Annotated in this window: 17 protein-coding genes; 12 read left to right on the forward strand and 5 right to left on the reverse strand. The window is 65.9% G+C overall.

The annotated features are described in order from the left end of the window. Nucleotides 1–16 precede the first annotated feature (16 nt). The 4 genes from aceB to ABRP17_RS09370 all read left to right on the forward strand — a co-directional run bounded on the left by aceB (nt 17) and on the right by ABRP17_RS09370 (nt 6,739). Nucleotides 17–1,654 carry a malate synthase A gene (gene aceB, locus ABRP17_RS09355; RefSeq protein WP_349986609.1) on the forward strand — a complete coding sequence of 546 codons (1,638 nt, stop codon included), beginning with the start codon at nt 17–19 and terminating at the stop codon, nt 1,652–1,654. 57 nt (nt 1,655–1,711) lie between these two features. Then, entirely contained in the window at nt 1,712–3,004 is a 1,293-nt protein-coding gene (gene aceA, locus ABRP17_RS09360; protein WP_349986608.1) for an isocitrate lyase, read from the forward strand. Nucleotides 3,005–3,186: 182 nt separating this feature from the next. Further along, nucleotides 3,187–4,230: a GGDEF domain-containing protein gene (locus tag ABRP17_RS09365; protein ID WP_349986607.1), complete on the forward strand. Its 1,044-nt coding sequence runs from the start codon at nt 3,187–3,189 to the stop codon at nt 4,228–4,230. Between the two features lie 13 nt (nt 4,231–4,243). Further along, nucleotides 4,244–6,739 carry a putative peptide modification system cyclase gene (locus ABRP17_RS09370; protein ID WP_349986606.1) on the forward strand — a complete coding sequence of 832 codons (2,496 nt, stop codon included), beginning with the start codon at nt 4,244–4,246 and terminating at the stop codon, nt 6,737–6,739. Between the two features lie 7 nt (nt 6,740–6,746). Here the strand turns inward: ABRP17_RS09370 and ABRP17_RS09375 are convergent, their stop codons facing one another. Further along, a complete protein-coding gene (locus ABRP17_RS09375) occupies nt 6,747–7,046 on the reverse strand; it encodes an NHLP-related RiPP peptide (protein ID WP_192082471.1) in 300 nt (99 codons plus the stop codon). A 131-nt stretch (nt 7,047–7,177) separates the two neighbouring features. Here ABRP17_RS09375 and ABRP17_RS09380 point away from each other — a divergent pair, with 131 nt between their 5' ends. Continuing rightward, the gene (locus tag ABRP17_RS09380; RefSeq protein WP_349986604.1) at nt 7,178–8,335 is read left to right on the forward strand and encodes a putative peptide maturation dehydrogenase; all 1,158 of its coding nucleotides are present in this window, start codon (nt 7,178–7,180) and stop codon (nt 8,333–8,335) included. A gap of 3 nt (nt 8,336–8,338) precedes the next feature. Here the strand turns inward: ABRP17_RS09380 and ABRP17_RS09385 are convergent, their stop codons facing one another. From ABRP17_RS09385 to ABRP17_RS09395, 3 genes are read right to left on the reverse strand one after another with little or no spacing between them, the layout of a single operon-like run. After that, a complete protein-coding gene (locus tag ABRP17_RS09385) occupies nt 8,339–10,321 on the reverse strand; it encodes an acetyl/propionyl/methylcrotonyl-CoA carboxylase subunit alpha (protein WP_349986615.1) in 1,983 nt (660 codons plus the stop codon). A 26-nt stretch (nt 10,322–10,347) separates the two neighbouring features. Beyond that, on the reverse strand, nt 10,348–11,958 hold the full coding sequence (locus ABRP17_RS09390) for a carboxyl transferase domain-containing protein (protein ID WP_349986603.1): 1,611 nt from the start codon (nt 11,956–11,958) through the stop codon (nt 10,348–10,350). A gap of 9 nt (nt 11,959–11,967) precedes the next feature. Continuing rightward, nucleotides 11,968–13,131, reverse strand: coding sequence for an isovaleryl-CoA dehydrogenase (locus ABRP17_RS09395; protein WP_188325726.1), 1,164 nt, complete (start codon nt 13,129–13,131; stop codon nt 11,968–11,970). 143 nt (nt 13,132–13,274) lie between these two features. Here ABRP17_RS09395 and ABRP17_RS09400 point away from each other — a divergent pair, with 143 nt between their 5' ends. From ABRP17_RS09400 to ABRP17_RS09410, 3 genes are all read left to right on the forward strand, one after another. Next, the gene (locus ABRP17_RS09400; RefSeq protein ID WP_349986601.1) at nt 13,275–13,913 is read left to right on the forward strand and encodes a TetR/AcrR family transcriptional regulator; all 639 of its coding nucleotides are present in this window, start codon (nt 13,275–13,277) and stop codon (nt 13,911–13,913) included. A 251-nt stretch (nt 13,914–14,164) separates the two neighbouring features. After that, a complete protein-coding gene (locus ABRP17_RS09405; RefSeq protein ID WP_188325728.1) occupies nt 14,165–14,683 on the forward strand; it encodes a cytochrome c5 family protein in 519 nt (172 codons plus the stop codon). A 117-nt stretch (nt 14,684–14,800) separates the two neighbouring features. Beyond that, nucleotides 14,801–16,264: an ExeM/NucH family extracellular endonuclease gene (locus ABRP17_RS09410; protein WP_349986600.1), complete on the forward strand. Its 1,464-nt coding sequence runs from the start codon at nt 14,801–14,803 to the stop codon at nt 16,262–16,264. A gap of 108 nt (nt 16,265–16,372) precedes the next feature. Here the strand turns inward: ABRP17_RS09410 and ABRP17_RS09415 are convergent, their stop codons facing one another. Then, nucleotides 16,373–17,227, reverse strand: coding sequence for an EamA/RhaT family transporter (locus ABRP17_RS09415; RefSeq protein WP_349986614.1), 855 nt, complete (start codon nt 17,225–17,227; stop codon nt 16,373–16,375). Nucleotides 17,228–17,272: 45 nt separating this feature from the next. On the opposite strand from ABRP17_RS09415, the gene ABRP17_RS09420 reads away from it, so the two are divergent. From ABRP17_RS09420 to ABRP17_RS09435, 4 genes are all read left to right on the forward strand, one after another. Continuing rightward, nucleotides 17,273–17,947 (forward strand): alpha/beta fold hydrolase, encoded by a 675-nt coding sequence (locus tag ABRP17_RS09420; protein WP_349986599.1) that lies wholly within the window; start codon nt 17,273–17,275, stop codon nt 17,945–17,947. After that, nucleotides 17,944–19,044, forward strand: a complete 1,101-nt coding sequence (zapE, locus tag ABRP17_RS09425; protein ID WP_192082483.1) for a cell division protein ZapE — start codon at nt 17,944–17,946, stop codon at nt 19,042–19,044. Before ABRP17_RS09420 ends, zapE begins: the two co-directional genes overlap by 4 nt. A 620-nt stretch (nt 19,045–19,664) precedes the next feature. After that, nucleotides 19,665–22,061 carry a ribonucleoside-diphosphate reductase subunit alpha gene (locus ABRP17_RS09430; protein ID WP_188325732.1) on the forward strand — a complete coding sequence of 799 codons (2,397 nt, stop codon included), beginning with the start codon at nt 19,665–19,667 and terminating at the stop codon, nt 22,059–22,061. Nucleotides 22,062–22,126: 65 nt separating this feature from the next. Further along, nucleotides 22,127–23,146: a ribonucleotide-diphosphate reductase subunit beta gene (locus tag ABRP17_RS09435; protein ID WP_188325733.1), complete on the forward strand. Its 1,020-nt coding sequence runs from the start codon at nt 22,127–22,129 to the stop codon at nt 23,144–23,146. The last annotated feature ends 19 nt before the right edge of the window (nt 23,147–23,165 follow it).

Here is a 23,165-nt window from a genome sequence, read left to right on the forward strand (position 1 = left end):
ATCCAGGAGTGTCCCGATGTCTGCCGTTGCTACTGCTCTTCCATCGCCGCCCGCCAAGCCGACGCCCGGGATCTCGCTGACCACCCAGGTGGCCGGCCAGGCCGCCCTGCTGCCCGCCCCGCTGCTGGCGCTGCTGGTGTCGTTGCACCGCGCCGTCGAGCCGGGTCGCCAGGCCCGCTTGGCCGCACGCGTGCAGCGTCAGGCGTTCTTCGACCAAGGCGGTCTGCCGGACTTCCGCGCCGATACCGCGCCGATCCGTGCGGAGGATTGGAAGGTGGCACCGCTGCCGACGGCGCTGCTGGACCGCCGCGTGGAGATCACCGGGCCGACCGACCCGAAGATGGTCATCAACGCGCTGAACTCCGGGGCCAAGGTGTTCATGGCCGACTTCGAGGACGCCACGGCACCGACCTGGCGCAACCTGCTGGCTGGCCAGCAGTCGCTGATCGGCGCGGTGCGCGGCGACCTGCAGTTCACCGCCCCGGCCAGCGGCAGCAAGCCGGCCAAGCACTACACGCTGCGTCCTTATGAAGAGCGCGCGGTGCTGATCGTGCGCCCGCGCGGCTGGCACCTGGACGAAAAGCACGTGCTGGTGGATGGCCAGCGGCTGGCCGGTGGGCTGTTCGATGCGGCGGTGTTCGCCTACCACAACGCCCGCACGCTGATGGCCAACGACCGCGGCCCGTACTTTTACCTGCCCAAGCTGCAGAGCATGGAAGAAGCCGCGCTGTGGGAAACCGCGCTCTCGCACATCGAAGGCATGCTGGGCCTGCCGCAGGGGCAGATCAAGGTCACCGTGCTGATCGAAACACTGCCGGCGGTGTTCGAAATGGACGAGATCCTGCACGCCCTGCGCGAGCGCATCGTCGGCCTGAACTGCGGCCGCTGGGATTACATTTTCTCCTACCTGAAGACGTTCCGCCGGCATGCCGACAAGGTGCTGCCGGATCGTGGCCAAGTGACCATGACCCAGCCGTTCCTGAAGGCCTATTCGGAGTTGCTGATCCAGACCTGCCACCGGCGCGGCGCACACGCGATGGGCGGCATGGCTGCGCAGATCCCGATCGGCAACGATGCGGCCGCCAACGAACAGGCGATGGCCCGCGTGCGGGCAGACAAGCTGCGCGAGGTCACGGCCGGCCACGACGGCACCTGGGTGGCGCACCCGGCGTTGATCCCGGTGGCGATGGCGATCTTCGATGACCACATGCCCGGCGCGAACCAGCAGCAGGTGCTGCGCCAGGACGTGCGCGTGGACCGCGACCAGTTGATCGCGCGTCCGCCGGGCACCATCACGCGTGCCGGCTTCGACGGCAACGTGGAAGTGTGCGTGCGCTACCTGGCGGCCTGGCTGGATGGCAACGGCTGCGTGCCGATCCACAACCTGATGGAAGACGCCGCCACCGCCGAGATCAGCCGCAGCCAGCTGTGGCAGTGGCTGCACACGCCCGGGCAGCAACTGGACGACGGCACGGCCATCGACCCGCCGCTGCTGGACAGCGCGTTGGCGCAGCTGCCGGCCCGCCTGGGTGACCGCGCGGCACTGCCCGGTGGCGGCCGCGTGGACGAAGCCATCGCGCTGCTGTCCGAGCTGAGCCGCGCCGATGAACTCAACGATTTCCTGACCCTGCCGGCCTACGCACGCATCGACTGATGCCTGCGCCTGCCCGTTTTTTCTTCCTGCTGTAGCACCGACGAACTGGAGATAGACATGAGCATGCTGCCCACTGCCGAACAGATCCAGCACGACTGGGACACCCACCCCCGCTGGCAGGGGATTGAACGCAACTACACCGCCGCCGACGTGGTGCGCCTGCGCGGCACCGTCCACGTGGAGCATTCGCTGGCGCGGTTGGGGGCGGAGAAGCTGTGGACGTACCTGCAGGAAAAAGAGTTCGTCAACGCGCTGGGTGCGCTGACGGGTAACCAGGCGATGCAGCAGGTGAAGGCCGGTTTGAACGCCATCTACCTGTCCGGCTGGCAGGTCGCCGCCGACGCCAACCTCGCTGGCCAGATGTACCCGGACCAGTCCCTGTACCCGGCCGATTCGGTGCCGGCGGTGGTCAAGCGCATCAACAACACGCTGCTGCGCGCCGACCAGCTGCACCATGCAGAAGGCAAGGATGACATCGACTTCCTGCAGCCCATCGTAGCGGACGCCGAGGCCGGCTTCGGCGGCGTACTCAACGCCTTCGAGCTGATGAAAGCAATGATCGAAGCCGGTGCTGCCGGGGTGCATTTCGAAGACCAGCTGGCCTCGGTGAAGAAGTGCGGCCACATGGGCGGCAAGGTGCTGGTGCCGACCCGGGAAGCCATTGAAAAATTGAACGCGGCTCGGCTGGCGGCCGATGTGCTGGGCGTGCCGACCCTGCTGGTGGCCCGCACCGATGCCGAGGCAGCCGACCTGCTGACCAGCGACATCGATCCCAATGACCAGCCCTTCGCTACCGGCGAGCGCACCACCGAAGGCTTCTACAAGACCCGCAATGGCCTGGATCAGGCCATCAGCCGCGGCTTGGCCTACGCGCCCTATGCCGACCTGGTGTGGTGCGAGACCGGCAAGCCGGACCTGGAGTTCGCCCGCCAGTTCGCTGAAGCCATCCATGCCAGGTTCCCGGGCAAGCTGCTGGCCTACAACTGCTCACCCAGTTTCAACTGGAAGAAGAACCTGGACGACGCCACCATCGCGAAGTTCCAGACCGAGATCGCCAAGTACGGGTACAAGTTCCAGTTCATCACCCTGGCCGGCTTCCACGCGCTCAACTACTCGATGTTCAACCTGGCCCACGGCTACGCCCGCCGCCAGATGAGCGCCTTCGTGGAGCTGCAGGAGGCCGAGTTCGCCGCCGCCGACCGTGGCTTCACAGCGGTCAAGCACCAGCGTGAGGTGGGCACGGGCTATTTCGATGCGGTCACCCAAGCGATCCAGCAGGGCCAGTCCTCGACCACCGCGCTGACCGGATCCACCGAAGAAGAACAGTTCAGCGCCGGCCGCGCCGCCTGACGATCAGGATAGTGACGGCTGCTGGCCCTCAGCCCGGCACGTCCCGGGCAGGGCCCCAGACGCCTTCTTTCAACTAGCTGAAATCATTGGGCCCGGCGCTCTAAACTGAGACGCAGCGCACGGTTGAAAGCGGTGCTATGCTCCGCTCCTCAGAATGGGCAGTCTGATCACTGGGGCAGGGAATGAGCGGCAGGGGTGCGGTCGCAGACGCGTGTGCACGGACAAGCATTGCCACCACGGCGATGGCTGAGATCGTGCACGCCGTCCTGAGTCCCGAAGAGTTCGCCCTGTTTGCCAGCTTCGCCAACCAGCGCAGCCTGCGTGATGGCGATTGCCTGTTCCGCCGTGGTCACCGGGGCAGCAGCATGTTCGTCATCGCCGAAGGCGCCATCGAGCTCGACTTCGGCGAAGACCTGGTGATGAAGCGGCTGGGCCCGAACGAGTTCTTCGGGGAGCTGGGCCTGCTGATCGGCGATCACCTGCGCAGTGCTGATGCACGCGCGACCTGCGATACCGAAGTCCTTGAACTCGGTCATGTCGACTTTCATCGGCTGGTGGAGAGCGAGCCGGGGCTGGTGGCTTATTTCCTGCGTCGTACCATCATGCGCGTGGTGGGCAACGAGCAGGCACTGATCAGCCAGCTGCGCCGCCGCAACCACGACCTCGAAACAGCGCTGGACAATCTGTACGTCACCACCCACCAGCTCAGCCACACCCGCGAGCTGGTGCGCACCGACGAGCTGACCGGCCTGCACAACCGGCGTGGACTGGCGCTGTACCTGCAGGAATGCCGCGGACACGAAGAGGGGCCCGCGCAGGGACTGCTGCTGATCGACTGCGACCACTTCAAGCAGATCAACGACCAGTTCGGCCATCAGGCGGGCGACCGCGTGCTGCAGAGCGTGGCCAACATCCTGTGCTCGATGGCCGGTGCCGACGATCTGGCCTGCCGCCTGGGCGGTGATGAGTTCTGCCTGCTGCTGCGCCGGGCCAATGCGCAGATCGTGCAGCACGCCGCCGAGTTCGTGCTCAGCGCGGTGCACGGCCTGCTGGAGCGCAGCCATGGCACGCCGCATGTGTGCCATCTCAGCATCGGCGCCAGCCTGGTCGATGCCACCGCCGACTGGAGTGAGTGGTATGCCAACGCCGATCGCGCGTTGTACCAGGCCAAGCGCGATGGTGGTGATCGGCTGCGATGGGTGCATGATGTGACGGACAGCGACTAGGGCGGAAATGACCATGCGCGGCGACAAGGAACCGTCCCCCCACGTCCCGCAACTGCGGGCGTTGTTGTTCACCGATCTGGTGGACTCCACATCGCTGGTGGAGCGCATCGGCGACACTGCCGCTGCAGAGTTGTTCCAGCAGCACGATCGCCTGGTGCTGGCCATGCAGCAGCGCTGGCACGGCCAGCAGATCGATCGCTCCGATGGACTGTTCCTGCTGTTCGAACGCCCGGTGGATGCGCTGGGATTCGCGCTGGACTACCAGCAGGGGCTGCGCCAGCTCGGCCAGGCCAACCACGTGCCGCTGTTCGCGCGGGCCGGCCTGCACGTGGGCGAGGTGATCCTGTGGGACAACAGCGCCGAGGCCATCGCCTTGGGTTCCAAGCCGGTGGAAGTGGAAGGCCTGGCCAAGCCGATGGCCGCACGCCTGATGCAGCTGGCGCGGCCGGGGCAGGTCCTGCTGTCGGCCACCGCCGAGTCGATGGTGCGGCGCGCGACCGATCGCTTGGGTGACGTCGGCAAGGGGCTGAAGTGGAAGTCGTACGGCCGGTGGCGTTTCAAGGGCGTGGCGCAGCCCATGGATGTCCATGGCGTGGCGACGCCCGAGTTGCCGTCGGTGGGCCGACCGCGGGCGACGCCGAAGGCCATGCGCGATATCCCGTTCTGGCGCCGGCCGATGGCGATGGCGGCGGAGGCCACGTTTGCGATGGTGCTGCTGGTGGGAGGATGGTTTGCCACGCGTCCTACGCCTGCCATAGCGTTCGTGGAACGCGATTGGGTCGTGCTGGCCGACGTCAGCAACCTGACAGGCGAGTCGATCTTCGACGCTTCGATGCGGCAGGCCATGTTGCTTGGCCTGGAGCAGTCGCCCTACGTGAACGTGTTGTCCGAGGGCAAGGTGCGCGACAGCCTCGAGCTGGCGCGGCAGCCGACCGACGCCGTGCTGGATAGAAGGCGGGCGGTGGACGTTGCCAGTCGCGAGGGTGCACGCGCTGTCCTGCTGCCCAAGGTCATGCCGCACGCAGGCCGCTACGACGTGAGTGTGGATCTCGTCGATCCGACCGACAATAAAGTCGTCACGACCTACCATGCGCAAGCGTCCAGCCCGGACCAGGCCGTGGCAGCGGTCGGTGACGTCGTTGAGCAGCTCAGGCGTGGCCTGGGCGAACCGCTGGCAGCGCTCGAGAAATCAGTGCCGCTGCCGCAGGCGACGACCTCGAACCTGCGCGCACTGCGTGCCTATGCGCTGGGTGAAGTGGCGATGGGTCGGCGTCGTTTCGACGAAGCGAGAAACCTGTACCAGGCCGCGCTGGATCTGGATCCGGAGTTCGCGCTTGCTTACATGGGCGTAGCGAAGTATCACGCGCGCACATCGAACACGCTCGAAGCACGCGAGCAGCTGCAGAAGGCGTTGGCGCTGCAAGGCCGACTACCCTTCCGTGAGCAGCTTTACATGAAAGGCTGGCAGGCGGAGCTGCAACCGGGGGGGTGGCCGCTGGAGCAGTGGCGGTTGCTGGCCAAGCTCTACCCCGATTCTTTTGCTGGCCTGTCCAACACGTCCTGGCACCTGTTGATGGACAACCGCTTCCGCGAGGCGGAGCCCTTCGCACGTGCCGCCGCCGTTCCGCAGGATCATCTACGGACCTATCCGATGCTGAACATCGCCCGGATCCAGATCGCAGAGAACCAGCCCGAGCGGGCCCTGCATACGCTCAAGCAGATCGCGGAACTGCGTGGCGGTCGTGGACCGGACGACACCCAGGTAGACGCGCTGGTGGCGCTGCGGCGCTATGACGAAGCGCTGTCCCTGCTGCGCAGCATGGGCAAGGGCAATGATGCCCTGCAGTCCCTGATGTTCATGCGCGCGCGCATGCTGGTCGCCGCGGATCAGGGCGATTGTGATGCGATGCGCGTGGCCCAGGACTCAGACGGTGCCAAGCCGGAACTGATCGACTACCAGATCCAGCAGCATCTGATGCACGCCACTGTCGCCACGCTGTGCGGCGCTGCCGATGAAGCGCCCTTGAGGGCATTGGCCGTCCAGCTGCAGCCCCTGCTCGCTGAGCGTGACAACCCCAACCTGACCGATCGCACGCTGCAGTTGCTTGCCTTGGCCTATCTGGGCCAACGTCAAGGATATGGACGGTTGTCCGAAGAGATCCTGCAGAAGAACCAGGCGCTGATTGATCTGCAGAAGAGTCCGGTCGTGGCGAAATGGCGCACGATCGTGCGGGCCATGGGCATGCTCGGCACAGGTGAGCCGGACGCGGCGATCAGTCTGCTTACGCCGCTTCTGGATGGCAGCGAGCCGGTACAGGCGCACGTGGTACTTCTGCAGGCCCACCGCGCACGGCGTGATGAGCGCGGCATCGTGCAACAGCAGCAATGGCTCGCACAGCACCGGGGGCAGGCCATTGCGGAAGTGGCAGCGCTGCAGGTCTGGCAGGCCCTCAATGCACACGACGTGGCGACATGGGCAGCGCCGGCCTATCCGGCCGGGCGCCGCTGATCCCTTCTCAGCCGATCGTCTCTCCCACCTTTCCTGCTTCGAACGCGAAGATGACGGTCATCGCAGCGGTGGACGTGCTCAGGTAGCTTTCCAGCTCGCTGCGAACCGCCTGCAGCTCTTCCGGGGAGGCCAGCACATCCACGTCAAGGCAATCCTTGCAACCAGAGGCGTCGATGCCGATGGACGCCAACGCAGCGCCGGGATCGCTGGTGAACAAAGCGCGGAATGCGGAATCACCGATCAGGCGATCAAGCAGCAGGGAGGCGTGCGCGGGCGTGAGCTGGTTGGCTTGGGCGTGCTGCGTCATGGTGTGATCCTTCAGGGGAAACTCTTCTATCGGCGGCAGCTTCGGGTAATTGAGCGACGTTCAATGCCGCGCTAAAGCATGGACGCGTCCAGCCGCTCTAGAGTGTCATCGCCTTGCAGACAGGAACTGGCATGCGTGTCCGCCGTTGTACCCATGTGGTGCTTGAGCCGCGTGAATCGGTGTCTTTCGACATCGCGGCGCTGCTCCGCGGGCGTGCTGCGGCATACAGTCGAATTGAATGGGTAGCGTTCGCCTCCCATCTGGATGGGCCCGTTGCGGTAGATGAAGCGGCACGGGACCTGCTGGGATCGATCAGTGCACGACGCTGGTCGGAACGACCGCAGCCTGACCCCCATGCAGCGACAGTGTCAGCACTGGTCGAATGTGGGTTGTTGCTGGCTGATACCACCGGACATGACGGCATGCGGGACCGTGACGAAACCATGCGCGATGCAAACTGGTGGTCGCTCACCGCGATCGCACACCGCCATTCGCGCTGGGCAGGCGTGGACAGCGTGTCGGACATGCGTGCCCAAGGCTTGGATACTGCCACGGGGCTGCGTGCTACGTTGGGGCCACCCCCACCGAGTGTGTTGCCACTTGCAGGCCTGTATCAGCCGCTGCCGCAGCAGGGCGCGGATGCGTTTGATCAGCTGCTGGCGAAACGTGCCACCTGCCGCAACTTTGATCAGGACAAGCCGCTGGAACTGACGCTTCTGGCGCAGTTGCTTCAGCGCACCGTCATGGCGCACGCGGAGGTCCGGATTGATCCGGAGACTGTCTTCCTGAAGAAGAACGTTCCATCCGGTGGTGGATTGCACCCTACCGAAACATGGCTGCTCGCGTTGCGCGTCGAAGGGTTGGCACCTGGGTTCTATCATTACCACCCTGTGCAGCACGCGTTGCTGCCACGCCCATCGCCTGCGCCTGAAGCGTTGGCTGAGCTGGCTCGCCGCATGCTGTCCGGTCAGGAATGGTTCGCCGACGCGCCAGCGCTGCTGATCCTCGCGCCCCGCTTTGAGCGGAGCTTCTGGAAGTACCGCAATCACGCCAAGGCGTATCGTGCCGTTCTGCTTGACGTCGGCCACATCTCCCAGGCGATCTATACAAGCGCTACCGCCGCCGGTTTGGCGTCGTTTGTCACCGCTGCGATAAACGAAGAAGAGGTAGACCGCGCGCTGGGGGTGGATGGCGCAGGTCAGGGGGCGGTGGCCATCTGTGGCGTCGGCTGGCGTGCCGCAGAGCAGGTCACGGCGGAGTTCGATCCGCCGCGACACCGCTCCGGTTGAGCATCACGCCGCCTCGAAATCCACCAGCACCGCGCCATCTCCCACCTGCTCGCCCGCCTTCGCGCGGTACCCGTGCACCGTGCCATCGGCCGGTGCCGCCAGGGTGTGCTCCATCTTCATCGCCTCCAGCACCACCAGCGGCGTGCCGCGGGTGACCTTGCTGCCCGGCTCCACCAGGGTGGCGACGATCTTGCCGGGCATCGGCGCCAGCAGGCTGCCGGCATCGGCGCTGGCCTGTTCGGATTCCCCCACCGGGTCGTGCACGGTGAAGCGCTGCTGGCCCTGCGCGGTGAACAGATATACCTGCACGCCAGCGCGCTGCAAGCCCACACGCAGGCGCTGTTCCTGCACGACCACATCCAGGTGGCCGTCATTGAACGAACCCTGGACCCTCACGGCGGGCTCTGCGTCACGCTGAACCTGCCAGCCGCCCGGCTGCACGGTCACGTGCATGACATGCTCGCGCTCGCCCTGCTGCAGCGGCAAGGTGCGGGCGGCGGTCGCACCGATCCGCCAGCCATCCTGCGCCTGCCACGGTGACTGCGCATCGCGCGCATCCACACGTGCAGTGGGTGTGGTGACAGCGGCAGCAATGGCAGCCAGCGCCCAGAGCGATTCGTCGCCTGCCGCGGGCGCGGCCAAGGCCTCCTGCTCGCGTTCGATCAGCGCGGTGTCCAGCTTCGCCTGCGAGAAGGATGCGGTTCCCACCAGCCGTCGCAGGAAGCCGGCGTTGGTGGTCACGCCCACCACCTGGCAGTCGGCCAATGCTTGCTGCATGCGGCGCAGCGCCGCGTCACGGTCGATGTCCCAGACGATCAGCTTGGCGATCATCGGGTCATAGAACGGGGTAATGGTGTCGCCTTCCTCGACGCCCGTATCCACCCGCACGTTTGCCGTCGGGGCGGGCAGGCGCAGGTGGCGCAGCGTGCCGATCGAGGGCAGGAAGCCCTTGTCGGCGTCTTCGGCGTACAGCCGCGCCTCCAGTGCATGGCCGTGGATGGCCAGCTCGTCCTGGCGCTTGGGCAGGGGCTGGCCAGCGGCCACCTGCAGTTGCCATGCCACCAGGTCGGTGCCGGTGATGAACTCGGTGACCGGATGCTCCACCTGCAGGCGGGTGTTCATCTCCATGAAATAAAAATCGCCGTCCGGCGAGGCGATGAACTCCACCGTGCCCGCACCAACGTAGCCGACCGCGCGCGCTGCATCGACGGCTGCCTTGCCCATCGCGGCGCGACGTTCCGCCGTCATACCGGGTGCAGGCGCTTCCTCCAGCACTTTCTGGTGGCGGCGCTGCACCGAGCAGTCGCGCTCGAACAGATGGACGACGTTGCCGTGGCGGTCACCGAACACCTGTATTTCGATGTGGCGCGGGCGCAGTACGTACTTTTCAACCAGTACGTGCTCGTTGCCGAAGGCCGAGCGCGCTTCGCGCTGGCAACTGGCCAGGGCGTCGATGAAGGCTGCGCTGTCGTCCACGCGGCGCATGCCCTTGCCGCCGCCGCCAGCGCTGGCCTTGATCAGCACGGGGTAGCCGATGGCATCCGCCTGCCCGCGTAGGAACTGGGGGTCCTGGTTGTCGCCGTGGTAGCCGGGGGTAAGCGGTACGCCGGCCTGTTGCATCAGCGCCTTGGCCGCGCTCTTGTCACCCATTGCGCGGATCGCGCTGGCCGGTGGACCGATGAACACGATGCCAGCCGCTGCGCAGGCATCGGCAAAGGCGGCGTTCTCGGACAGGAAGCCGTAGCCGGGGTGGATTGCCTGTGCGCCCGTGCGCCGCGCTGCGTCGAGGATCACCTCGGCGCGCAGGTAGCTTTCTGCAGCGGGCGCCGGGCCGATCGCAACCGCCTCGTCCGCCAGGCGCACGTGACGTGCGTTGCGGTCCGCGTCGGAGTACACCGCCACGGTGGCGATGCCCAGCGCGCGGCAGGTGGCGATGACGCGGCAAGCGATCTCGCCGCGGTTGGCGATGAGGATCTTGTTGAACATGGTGGAGTGCTCGGTCATGGCGCAGGTCACATGCGGAACACGCCGAAGCGTGTCTCGCGGGCCGGGGCGTTGAGGCTGGCCGACAGGGCCAGGGCAAGCACGCGGCGGGTGTCGGCCGGATCGATGATGCCGTCGTCCCACAGGCGCGCGCTGGCGTAATACGGATGACCCTGGCGCTCGAACTGGTCGCGGATCGGTGCCTTGAAGGCGTCCTCTTCCTCGGCTGCCCACGCGCCGCCCTTGGCTTCGATGCCGTCGCGCTTGACCGTGGCCAGCACGCTGGCGGCCTGCTCGCCGCCCATCACGCCGATGCGTGCGTTGGGCCACATCCACAGGAAGTTGGGCGAGTACGCGCGCCCGCACATGCCGTAGTTGCCGGCACCGAACGAGCCGCCGATGACCACGGTGAACTTCGGCACCTTGGCGCAGGCGACGGCCATCACCAGCTTGGCGCCATCCTTGGCGATGCCGCCTTGTTCGTACTTGCGTCCCACCATGAAGCCGGTGATGTTCTGCAGGAACACCAGCGGGACGTTGCGCTGGGTGCACAGCTCGATGAAGTGCGCCCCTTTCAGGGCGGACTCTGAAAACAGGATGCCGTTGTTGGCGATGATGCCCACCGGATAGCCGTGCAGATGAGCAAACCCGGTGACCAGGGTGCTGCCATAGCGTGGCTTGAACTCATCGAAGCGCGAGCCGTCGACCAAGCGCGCAATCACCTCGCGCACGTCGAACGGCTTGCGCGTGTCGGCCGGGATCACCCCGTACAGCTCGTGTGCCGGCAACAGCGGTTCCTGCGGCGGTTGCAGCGCCATGGCCGGCTCGGGCTTGCGCCAGTTGAGCTGGGCAATGATCGCCCGCACCCGCGCCAGGGCCTGCAGGTCGTTGTCGGCCATGTGGTCGGCCACGCCGGACAGGCGGGTATGCACATCCGCACCGCCCAGGTCTTCGGCGCTCACCACTTCGCCGGTGGCGGCCTTCACCAGCGGCGGGCCGCCGAGGAAGATGGTGCCCTGCTCGCGCACGATCACCGTTTCATCGCTCATCGCCGGCACATAGGCGCCGCCGGCGGTGCAACTGCCCATCACGCAGGCGATCTGCGGAATGCCCTGTGCGGACAGGTTGGCCTGGTTGTAGAAGATGCGGCCGAAATGATCGCGATCCGGGAAGACCTCATCCTGCAGCGGCAAAAAGGCGCCACCGGAGTCCACCAGGTAAATGCAGGGCAGGCGGTTCTGCTCGGCAATCTCCTGCGCGCGCAGGTGCTTCTTTACCGTCATCGGGTAATAGGTGCCGCCCTTGACCGTGGCATCGTTGGCCACGATCACGCATTCCACGCCGCTCACCCGGCCGATGCCGGCCACCACGCCAGCACAGGGCACCGCATCGTCATACATGCCGTGCGCGGCCAGCGGGGCGATTTCCAGGAAGGCACTGCCCGGGTCGAGCAGGGCATCGATGCGATCGCGGACTAACAGCTTGCCGCGTGCGGTGTGCTTGTTGCGGGCCGCTTCGCTGCCGCCCAGCGCGGTGCGCGCCAGGGTGGCGTGCAGGTCATCGACCACCGCCTGCATGGCGCTGCGGTTGCCTTCGAAGGTATCGCTGCCTGCCTGCAGCTGGGTGCTCAGTATGCTCATGGGAGGCCCTTACAGCGTGCGCTGGAACAGTTCGCGACCGATCAGCATGCGACGGATTTCCGAGGTGCCCGCGCCGATCTCATACAGCTTGGCGTCGCGCCACAAGCGCCCGGTCGGGTATTCGTTGATGTAGCCGTTGCCGCCCAGGATCTGGATCGCCTGGCCGGTGAGCCAGGTGGCCTTCTCGGCGGCATACAGGATCGCGCCGGCCGAATCCTGGCGCGTGGTGCGGCCCTGGTCGCAAGCGCGTGCCACCGCATAGACGTAGGCGCGACAAGCGCCCAGACCGACATACATATCGGCGATCTTGGCCTGGATCAGCTGGAAGCTGCCGATGGCTTCGCCGAACTGGTGGCGCTCGTGTACGTAAGGCATCACCACGTCCATCGCCGCGGCCATCAGGCCCAGCGGGCCGCCGGACAGCACCACCCGTTCGTAATCCAGCCCGGACATCAGCACGCGCACGCCACTGCCCTCCTGGCCGAGCACGTTCTCCACCGGTACCTCACAGTCCTGGAACACCAGCTCGCTGGTCGGCGAGGAGCGCATGCCGAGCTTGTCCAGCTTCTGCGCGGTGGTGAAGCCCTTCATGCCCTTTTCCACCAGGAAGGCGGTGATGCCCTTCGCGCCGGCATTCATGTCGGTCTTCGCGTAGACCACCAGCACGTCGGCATCCGGGCCGTTGGTGATCCACATCTTGTTGCCGTTGAGCACGTAGTGGTCGCCGCGCTTTTCTGCACGCAGCTTCATCGACACCACGTCCGACCCGGCACCCGGCTCGCTCATGGCCAGCGCACCGACCAGTTCGCCGCTGCACAGGCCCGGCAGGAAGCGCTGCTTCTGCGCTTCGGTGCCGTTCTTGCGCAGCTGGTTGACGCACAGGTTGGAGTGCGCGCCGTAGGACAGGCCGATGCCGCCGGAGGCGCGCGAGACTTCTTCCATCGCCACCACGTGGGCCAGGTAGCCCATGCCGGTGCCGCCGTATTCCTCTTCCACGGTCATGCCGAGCAGGCCCTGCTCGCCGAGCTTGCGCCACAGGGCCAGCGGGAACTGGTTGGTTTCATCGGCGTGCGCGGCCAACGGGGCGATCTCGGCGGCGGCGAACTGGGCCACGCTCTCGCGCAGCAGGTCGATGTCTTCGCCAAGGTCGAAGTTGAGGGATGGAACGTGCATGCGGGCGACTCCACGACAACGGTTGGAAAGGGGGCGCGCTGGCGGGGGAGCAGGCAGGTGGCCTGCACAGGCGATGGATCCAGCCTACGCCCGATCGGCTAAAAAGTGAACACAAGTTCAAAAATTGAATCTACAATCATCCCATGGCTTACAAACGCTCCTCGCTGATGGAAGAACGGATGGCGGGAGCGCGCGAGCGGATCCTGCTGGCAGCCCGCGAACTGGTGGCGGCCGGCGGCTACCGCAATGCGCCGGTGACCGCCGTGGCGACGCAGGCGGGGGTGTCGACGGGACTGATCTACCGGCACTTTCCGTCCAAGGCCGAACTGTTCGTGGAAGTGCTCAGCGCGGCGGTGGAGCATGAGGTCCAGATCCTGGAAGGCATCGCGGCGGGCACTGAGCCGGCCCCGCAGCGGCTGCGGCTGGCGATCACCGCCTTCGTGCGTCGCGCGCTGGCCGGACCTGGGCTGGCGCACGCCTTCATCGTGGAACCGGTTGACCCGGAGGTCGAGGCCGAGCGCATGCGCGGGCGGCGGCGCTTCGGTGACGTGTTCCGTCGGCTGGTGCAGGATGGCATGGCCACCGGGGCTTTCCCTGCGCAGGACGTGGACGTCACCGCCGCCTGTATCGTCGGCGCGTTCACCGAGGCCCTGGTCGGCCCCACCGCCCCCAGCCGCCAGACGCCGCGCGACGAACACGCCCTGGCCGATTCGATCACCGCCTTCTGCCTGCGCGCGGCCGGTGCCCCCGTTCCTGTCGGTAACGCGCCTGCCCCCCGGTAGCGCCGAGCCATGCTCGGCGAGCGCAGCGGCGCTGTTCCCCCACCGCAGCCGGTAGCGCCGAGCCATGCCCGGCGAGCGCAGCGGCGCTGTTCCGCCTGGTGCAGCCGACTGAAGTCGGCTCTACCTCGCGACCCCACCTGCGACGCTTTGCTGCACTGCGCTGTTGTTGCCGATGAACAGCGTTCTATACTCGGCCGGCAGGCTCATTCGCTCAGCCATGGTCCACCGACTATCAGCCAGGGGTACGAAGAGTGCGGAATCATGATCTTGAGTTCCTGAAACGCTTTTCCATGATCATCGGCCTGTTGGTCATGATCACCCTGGGGTTGATCCTGCTGGCCGCGTGGTTGCATACCCGGATCCCAGCGGAGGTATCGCCCACGGCGGCCAAACGCACCGAGCAACGCATCGCCCCGGCGGGTGCGGTGTATGCGGGCAGCACGGGCGCGGCAGCCCAGGCATCCGCGCAGGCAGCCGCCGTGGCCAAGGCGGCTTCGCAGGTCGCGTATGGCGGGACCACCGACGGCAAAGTGATCTACGACAACCTGTGCACGGCCTGCCACACCACCGGTGTCGGACTGGCCCCCACGCTGGATCATTCGCACTGGGATGCGCGCATCGCGCAGGGCAAGGAAACCCTCTACAAGCATGCCATCGAGGGCTACACCGGCCCGGATGGCGGCATCATGCCGCCGAAGGGCGGCAATCCGGCGCTGACCGAAGCCCAGATGCATGCCACGGTCGACTGGATGATCGGCAACCTGAAATAGGGCCGACCATGCCGCCTGTGGCCGCTGGTCCCATGACGCATCAGGCTTTCATGTTTTGTGGTTACAGTGGCGGCCTACCCCTTCCGTTGCCGCTGTAACTGTCTGGAGCCGTTGTCGATGCGTCGTTGCCTGCTTGCCCTTGCCGTGGCTTTGTCCGTTTCTCCCGCGTTTGCCCAGCCGCAGCAGACTGCGCAGCCGCAGCCCGTGCCGCAGGCGATGCCCGGCCAGTTGGCGAGCGCGGACGGCGCGACGATCACCCTTGCCCGTGCCCCCAGCGACTGGCGCGCACTGGACGGCAAGTACGTGCGCATCGCTGCCCCCCTGACCTTGGCGGGCACCGACGGTCTGGAACGTTTCGGCCAGCTCACCGTGGCCTTCGAAGGTCGTCTCTGGCAGCCCACGGAAGTGGCCGCGGCGGGCACGGCCGGCTACAGCCAGGTGGTGGCGGACAATCAGCGTCGCCGCCTGCTGCTTGATGACGGCAGCGATGCCCGTGACCCGCAGCAGGTGCCCTATCTGGCCACCGACGCCGTGCTGCGCACCGGCATGTCGCTGCGCGGCGTGGAAGGTCGGGTACGCGTGGATGCACAGGGTCGCCCCAGCCTCCAGTTGGGGCGTGCCTTGGCGCTGCCGCCGCTGCAGCGTCCGGCCGTACCGGTGGTGGACGGCGCCTTGAAGGTGGCTGCGTTCAACCTGGAAAACTTCTTCAACGGTGACGGGGAAGGGGGTGGCTTCCCGACGCTGCGCGGTGCGCGCACGCTGGAAGAACACCATGCCCAGCTCAAGAAGCTCATCGCCACGATCGGCCCGCTGGATGCCGACGTCGCCGCGTTGATGGAACTGGAAAACGATGGCTACGGACCACGCTCGGCCATCTCCACACTGGTGGAGGCGCTCAATGCGGCGTCGGGCAGTCCGGGTGACTGGCGCTTCGTGGATGCGGGCAAGGGGCCGGGTGACAATCCGATCCGGGTGGGCATCATCTACCGCGCCGGGCGCGTGACGCCGGTGGGCAAGCCGGCCACGCTGGAAGGCGGGCCCTTCGCCGAGCACAGCCGGGTGCCGCTGGCGCAGGCCTTCCGGGCAACAGCGGGCGGGGCTCCCTTCATGGTGGTCGCCAACCACTTCAAGTCGAAGGGCTGCCGGGACGCGGTGGCACCGGATGCCGACCGCGATGATGGCCAGGGCTGCTGGAACCCCACGCGGGTGATGTCGGCGCAGAAGCTGGATGCGTGGATGAAGGGCGACCCGACCGGCACCGGCACGCGCGATGCCGTCCTGCTGGGCGACTTCAACGCCTATGCGATGGAAGACCCGATCCGCACGCTGCGCAGCGCCGGTTGGCAGGATGCCTTCGCCGTGGCGCGGGTGGAGCGCCCTTACAGTTATGTCTACAACGGCTTCAGCGGGCGCCTGGATCACGCGTTGTTGAATGCCGGCATGGCCAAGCGGCTGAAAGGTGCGGCGGAATGGCACATCAATGCCGATGAGATGGATGCCAGTGGGTACCAGAAGCGCAACGTGGACGGTGCGTGGCGCAGCTCGGATCACGATCCCCTGCTGTTGGGCTTCGACGGCTGACTCCTCGCACAACGCCCGGTAGCGCCGAGTCACACTCGGCGTCCCCGGCGATCGCACGATGCGCGTGCCCAGCGTGCCCAGCGTGCCCGTGCCGTGCCGCGCGGTACCTCAGCCCAGCGCGATCATCGCAATCGCCACCACCGCCAGTGCCAACCCTGCGCGGTTCCAGCCGCTGGTGCGCTCGCCGAACACGAACACACCGACCAGCGCGCCCAGCACCACCACGCCGATGTTCATGCCAGCGAATACCGTGGCCGGGCTGTCCGACAGATGTTGATGCGCGCGGACATAGAACAGGATGTTGCCGAAGTTCAGCAGGCCCAGCAGGGCGCCGCCGGCAAGATTGCGCCATGCCATCCGGCTGCGGCCCGTGACATGGCGCCACGACTGCACCGCCAGCATCAGCACGAACGCGAGGCTGAAACACACCAGCAGGGCCGCCATCGAGGGCGTGCCGGACAGCGCGACCTTCTTCAACAGAATGTCCACCACCGCGAAGCCGACCCACACCCCCAACAACCAGCGCCAGCTGCCAGCTGACTGCCGGTCGGCGCTGCCGCTGCGCGCGGTGATCGCCGCGATGGCCAGCAGGCCGATGGCCAGGCCCCCCAGCCGTAACGGACCGGCCTGTTCACCGAAGAAGACGAACGCGGCCGCCAATGACAGCAGCAGTGACAGGCGCTGCGCCACGTCACTGCGCACGATGCCGGCCTGCGCCACGGCGCGGCCCAGCACGAGGAAGATCGTCGGCAGGATCACCGCCAAGGCCAGCAGAGCGCCCCACGGCGCATGACCGTGGGTCAGCGAGTCCAGCGAGGGCCGCAGCAGCAGGGCGCTCAGGCTGGCGGCGACGAGATAGTTCCAGGTCACCATCTGGCTGATATCCAGCTGCCGGCGGCGTGCGAGTTTCAGCACTACCGACACCAGAACGCTGCAGATCACCGCAAACACGAGGAAGAGCATGGGGGTCAGGCGCAGGGGACGGGTGGGGGACGCTATCATGTTGCCATGCGCAATCCCTCTTTCCCCACGCAATCAGACACCCTTGTCCTTGCCGGCCCAGTGGGTCCGCTGGACGTAGCGGTCGATCTGCCCAAGCCGGAGGTGCCGGTCCAGCCGGTGACCGCCATTGTCTGCCATCCGCTGTCCACCGAGGGCGGCACGATGCACAACAAGGTGGTCACCATGGCCGCCAACACGCTGCGCGATCTTGGTGTCACCACCGTGCGCTTCAACTTCCGCAGCGTTGGCGAATCGGCCGGCAGCTTTGACCACGGCGATGGCGAACAGGACGACCTGAAAGCCGTCGTGGCCTGGGTGCGCGAGCAGCGCCCGGAAGACCAGCTGTGGCTGGTGGGCTTCAGCTTCGGCGCCTTCGTTTCGTTGAAAGCAACCGCCGACGTGCAGCCGCAGGCGCTGGTCTCCATCGCGCCGCCGGCCGGACGCTGGGATTTCAGCGGCATCCAGCCGCCTGCCCAGTGGCTGGTGATCCAGGGCGAGCAGGACGAAATCGTCGACCCGCAGGCCGTGTATGACTGGCTGGAGACCGTGGACGCACCGCACGAGCTGGTGCGCATGCCGGACACCAGCCACTTCTTCCACCGCAAGCTGATCGACCTGCGCGGTGCGATCACCCATGGGGTGAAGCGCTGGCTGCCGGTACAAGCGGATCCGGCGGCATGAGCGAGGCGGTGATGACGCCGTCGCAGCGGTACGCCGACGGCGTGGCGCGCGGTGAGTGGCAGGACGATGTGGCCCAGCACGCAGCGCTGGCCGAGCTGGATCGCATCCACCTGGCGCTGCTGGAAGATGCCGACGACGGCTGGCTGGACCGGCTGTCCTCCTTCTTCAAGAAGCCCGAGGCGGTCAAAGGCCTGTACTTCTGGGGTGGGGTAGGGCGCGGCAAGACCTTCCTGGTCGACCTGTTCTACGACGGGCTGCCGATCCAGCAGAAGTACCGCACGCACTTCCACCGTTTCATGCGCGGCATCCACGAGCGCCTGCGCGAGCATCAGGGGCAGAGCGACCCGCTGGCGAAGATTGCGCAGGAATGGCGCAGCAAGCTGCGCGTGCTGGTGCTGGACGAGTTCTTCGTCACCGACATCGGCGATGCCATGCTGCTGGCCCGGCTGCTGGAGCGTATGTTCGCCGAGGGCGTAACCCTGGTGACCACCTCCAATACCGCGGTGGAAAACCTGTACCTCAATGGCCTGCAGCGGGACAGCTTCCTGCCGGCCATCGGGCTGCTGCAGCGCTATTGCGTGGAGCTGTACGCTGAAGGCACCGAGGACTACCGCATGCGCGCGCTGACCCGGTCGCCGGTATACCGCGCGCCGCTGGCGTCCGACAGCGACGACTGGCTGGGCACGCGCTGGGCCGACCTCAGCGGGGGCCAGCCGGCAAAGGCCGGCAACATCGAGATCGAAGGCCGCAAGATCCCGGTACGGGGCCGTGGCAAGAGCATCGCCTGGTTCGATTTCACGGCGCTGTGCGAAGGCCCGCGCGGGCCGTCGGATTACATCGAGATCGCCCAGGAGTTCAACACCCTTCTGCTCGGCGGCATCCCGGCGTTCGACCGCAACAACGAAGACGCCGCACGCCGCTTCGTCAACCTGATCGATGAACTGTACGACCGCCACGTCAACCTGGTCTGCACCGCCACCACCTCACCGATCGAGCTGTACACCGGCACCCGCCTGCAGGGCGCCTTCGAGCGCACCGCCTCGCGCCTGATCGAAATGCAGAGCGCCGAGTACCTCGGCACCCCGCACAAAGCCTGAAAAAGGGGACGGAGGGGATTAAGTCGCAAACGGCCAGAAGGCGGCCGTTTGCGACTTAATCCCCTCCGTCCCCTTTTTGGGTGCACAGCCAGCTTTGTGCACGTGGCGTGAGGGCGGATTGTTGCGTTGGTTGGACCCCGCTGTCGCGTCAAAAAGGCGACTTCCGGCCTTGACTGCGCAGCCGATTCTGGCGGGGTCCCCGCCGCGCCGGGGGGCCAGAATGGAGGGGTCCTTGCGCTGCAAGGGATTGGGTCAATTCCCTACATTTGGCGTTGACGCACCCCTTGGACCCCACTATCTTGTGGCCGTCGGTTCCGGTGACCCCAAGTCACCGGTGCAGACGGGACGCCCGGAACCCCTGTCATCAGAGGTCCCGGCACTGCCCCGCAACGGTACCTACGGGAGCATTTCCGTTTTACCGACAGCCGCTCATGCACATGTGCGGCGCTGGCTGCGTGATCTCTGATCGTGTGACGGGTTTTGCAGGAGGCGGTGCGCGGTCATTTCCGTCACTGTCGCGCCTGTTGCGACACCCTCACCCCATTCTGTCGGATCCGCACCGGAACGTGCCTGCCCAGGCGCGCCGTGCATCCCATCTCACGCTCAGAGGACCACCCGCCGTGACCAGCGAAACCAGTGCCACCATCGACAAGGAAAGCGAGTTCCTGCTTACGTCGCCGCCGACTTCGAACACCATGAGTGTGACCAAGCGCAATGGCACGACCGAGCTGGTGGATCTGAACAAGATCGTGCGCGCGGTGCAGCGTTCTTCCGAGGGCCTGCATTCGGTGGACCCGATGCGCGTGGCCACCCGCACCATTTCCGGCCTGTACAACGGCGCGACCACCCAGGAACTGGACGAGCTGTCCATCCGCACCGCGGCGCTGCTGATCGGCGAAGAGCCGGAGTACGGCCGCTTGGCCGCGCGCCTGCTGGCCAACTACATCGCCAAGGAAGTGTCCGGCCAGGAAATCCACGCGTTCTCGCAGTCGGTCGGCCGCGGCCACGAAGTGGGCCTGATCAACGATCGCCTGCTGGGCTTCGTGCAGACCAACGCGCGCAAGCTCAACGATGCCATCGATCCGACCCTGGACCTGCACTTCGATTACTTCGGCCTGCGCACCCTGTACGACCGGTACCTGCTGCGCCACCCGCACACCCGCAAGGTGATCGAGACCCCGCAGCAGTTCTTCCTGCGCATCGCCAGCGCGCTGAGCGAAGACGTGCTGGAAACCTTGGCGCTGTACAAGCGCATGGGCAACCTGGATTACCTGCCGTCCAGCCCGACGCTGTTCAACTCCGGCACCACCCACGAGCAGCTGTCCTCGTGCTTCCTGCTGGACTCGCCGCAGGATTCGCTGGAGTCCATCTATTCCAAGTACGGCGACATCGCCCAGCTGTCGAAGTTCAGCGGCGGCATCGGCGTCAGCTACACCCGCGTGCGTTCGCGTGGCTCGCTGATCAAGTCCACCAACGGCCACTCCAACGGTATCGTGCCGTGGCTGAAGACCATGGATTCGTCGGTCGCGGCCGTGAACCAGGGCGGCAAGCGCAAGGGCGCGGCCTGTGTGTACCTGGAAAGCTGGCACGCCGACATCGAGGATTTCCTCGAACTGCGTGACAACACCGGTGACGAGTCGCGCCGTGCGCACAATCTGAACCTGGCCAACTGGATCCCGGACCTGTTCATGAAGCGTGTCGAGGCCGACCAGGAATGGTCGCTGTTCGATCCGCGCGTCGTGCCGGAGTTCACCGATCTGTTCGGCGAAGCCTTCGAAGCCGCCTATGTGCAGGCCGAAGCGCAGGGCAAGGCCAACCGCACCATCTCCGCGCGCAAGCTGTACTCGCGGATGATGCGCACCCTGGCCGAGACCGGCAACGGCTGGATGACCTTCAAGGACAAGTGCAACCGCGCCAGCAACCAGACCCTGCGTGCGGGCAACGTGATCCACCTGTCCAACCTGTGCACCGAAATCCTGGAAGTCACCTCGGCCGAAGAGACCGCGGTGTGCAACCTGGGCTCGATCAACCTGGGCAACCATTTCGACAGCCACGGCGAGTTCGACTTCGACAAGCTGGCCGACACCGTGCGCCTGGCCATCCGCCAGCTGGATCGCGTGATCGACCTGAACTTCTACCCGATCGAATCGGCACGCCGCGGCAACCTGCGCTGGCGTCCGGTCGGCCTGGGCTGCATGGGCCTGCAGGACGTGTTCTTCCGCAAGCGCCTGGCGTTCGACAGTGTCGAAGCCCGCGCGCTGTCGAAGAAGATCGCCGAAAGCATCTACTTCCATGCCCTGGAAACCTCGTGCGAGCTGGCGCAGGAGCGCGGCAAGCATCCGTCCTTCGCCGACACCCGTGCGGCCAGCGGCGAGCTGCAGTTCGATGCATGGAACGTGGTGCCGGAAGACACCGCACGCTGGGATGCCCTGCGTGAGCGCATCAAGGAGCACGGCCTGCGCAACTCGCTGATGATCGCGATCGCACCGACCGCCACCATCGCCTCGATCGCCGGTTGCTACGAGTGCGTCGAGCCGCAGGTGTCCAACCTGTTCAAGCGCGAAACGCTGTCCGGCGACTTCCTGCAGATCAACCGTTACCTGGTGACCGAGCTGAAGAAGCTGGGCCACTGGACGCCGGAAATGCGCGATGCGATCAAGCTGGCCGAAGGCTCCATCCAGGGCATCATGCAGATCCCGGAAACGCTGCGCCACGTCTACCGCACCGCGTGGGAACTGCCGATGCGTTCGCTGATCGACATGGCTGCCGAGCGCGGTGCCTTCATCGACCAGTCCGCCTCGCTCAACCTGTTCATGGAAAGCCCGAACATCGGCGCGATGTCCTCCATGTACATGTACGCCTGGAAGCAGGGCATCAAGACCACCTACTACCTGCGTTCGCGTCCGGCCACCAAGATCGCCAAGACCACGGTCAGCACGCACGTCGCGGCCGTCGATCCGGTCGATGCCGTGGCCTGCTCGCTGGAGAATCCGGAAAGCTGCGAGGCATGCCAGTAATACGCAGCACCGATGTAACGCCGAGCCCTGCTCGGCGTTTTTACCCGTAAACCCAGGAAACACCCATGGCCGATAAACCCACCCAGATGCTGCTCGACCCAGGTTTCGAACTGACCCTGCGTCCGATGCGCTACTCGCAGTTCTATGAGATGTACCGGAACGCGATCAAGAACACCTGGACGGTGGAAGAGATCAACTTCCAGATCGACATCAGCGACCTGCACAGCAAGATGTCGCCGGCCGACCGCCACCTGATCCACCGCCTGGTCGCGTTCTTCGCCACCGGCGATTCGATCGTGTCCAACAATCTGGTGCTGAACCTGTACCAGCATCTCAATGCGCCCGAAGCGCGCATGTACCTGTCGCGCCAGCTGTATGAAGAAGCGCTGCACGTGCAGTTCTACCTGACCCTGCTCGACAACTACCTGCCGGATCCGGACGAGCGCGTCAAAGCCTTCGCCGCGGTGGAGAACATCGACTCGATCAAGAAGAAGGCCGACTTCTGCTTCAAGTGGATCGACTCGATCCAGGACCTGCGCCGCATTGAAACGCGCGACCAGCGTCGTCAGTTCCTGCTCAACCAGATCTGCTTCGCCGCCTGCATCGAAGGTCTGTTCTTCTTTGCTGCGTTCGCCTACGTGTACTACTTCCGTTCGCGCGGCCTGCTCAACGGCCTGGCGTCGGGTACGAACTGGGTGTTCCGCGATGAAAGCGCGCACATGGAGTTCGCCTTCGAGTGCGTGGACGTCATCCGCGAAGAAGAGCCGGATCTGTTCGACGATGCGATGAAGCAGCAGGTGTACGACATGCTGGCCGAAGCGATCGAATGTGAAGTGCAGTTTGCCGAAGACGTGCTGTCCGGCGGCGTGGCGGGCATTTCCACCCGCGACATGCGCCAGTACCTGCAGCACTGCGCCGACAACCATTTCCATCGCCTGGGCATGGACAAGAAGTACAACGTGCGCAACCCGCTGTCCTTCATGGAACTGCAGGACGTGCAGGAGCTGACCAACTTCTTCGAGCGCCGTTCTTCGGCGTACCAGGTCGGCGTGAAGGGCGAAGTCGCCTTCGACATGAACTTCTGACCTGATCGTTTCTGCGTGA

It is taken from the genome of Stenotrophomonas sp. WHRI 8082 (assembly GCF_040223995.2).
In the GTDB taxonomy this organism is placed as follows: Bacteria; Pseudomonadota; Gammaproteobacteria; order Xanthomonadales; family Xanthomonadaceae; genus Stenotrophomonas.